The 525-nt window shown below is 35.8% G+C and carries 1 protein-coding gene; it reads right to left on the bottom strand.

Annotated elements, in window-relative coordinates:
* Positions 1-77: 77 nt before the first annotated feature.
* Positions 78-525 (bottom strand): hypothetical protein (locus tag BACCOPRO_RS18145; protein WP_008145493.1); only part of this gene is annotated, 448 nt, incomplete at its 5' end.

Below are 525 nucleotides of genomic sequence, written 5' to 3'. Positions count from 1 at the left end.
TCCGGACAAAAACAAGGTTAATACGGTCAGCTGTTTTAGTGTTTTCATGTCATCTCCTTTCTTTGGTATTGCTCATACTATTTCGGTAATTGGTTTTCATCTAGCGGATAATTTGTAAAGCCATACCCTTCGTTGAAGGGATAGAAAGAGTGGAAACGATTCCAGCGTTCTGATTCCAGCACTTTCTGTGGAATCTCACCTGTAAAATTGTTATAGGCACATTGTAAATCTCCATAACCGATATTCTCAGTATAAATTCTCCAGTCTATACTGGTAATTTCATTATGTTCTAAAAAGATGGTACCACATGGAATTTGAACGATTTCAGCCGGAATGATCCCTGAGAATTTATTGCTAGTTAAAGATAAATATGCTAATGACTGGCATTCTCCAATTTCCTTAGGAATTTCTCCATAAAAAGAAGTTCTGTTTATAGTCAGTTCTACCAATGTATTTTTCCATTGGGCAATCTTAGGAGATAGCTTATCTTCAAATCTAGGACAATTTACGATTCCGATGATACTT

The sequence above is a fragment of the Phocaeicola coprophilus DSM 18228 = JCM 13818 genome (assembly GCF_000157915.1).
GTDB classification, from domain to species: Bacteria; Bacteroidota; Bacteroidia; order Bacteroidales; family Bacteroidaceae; genus Phocaeicola; species Phocaeicola coprophilus.
This window is presented reverse-complemented; position numbering and strand designations above follow the sequence as displayed.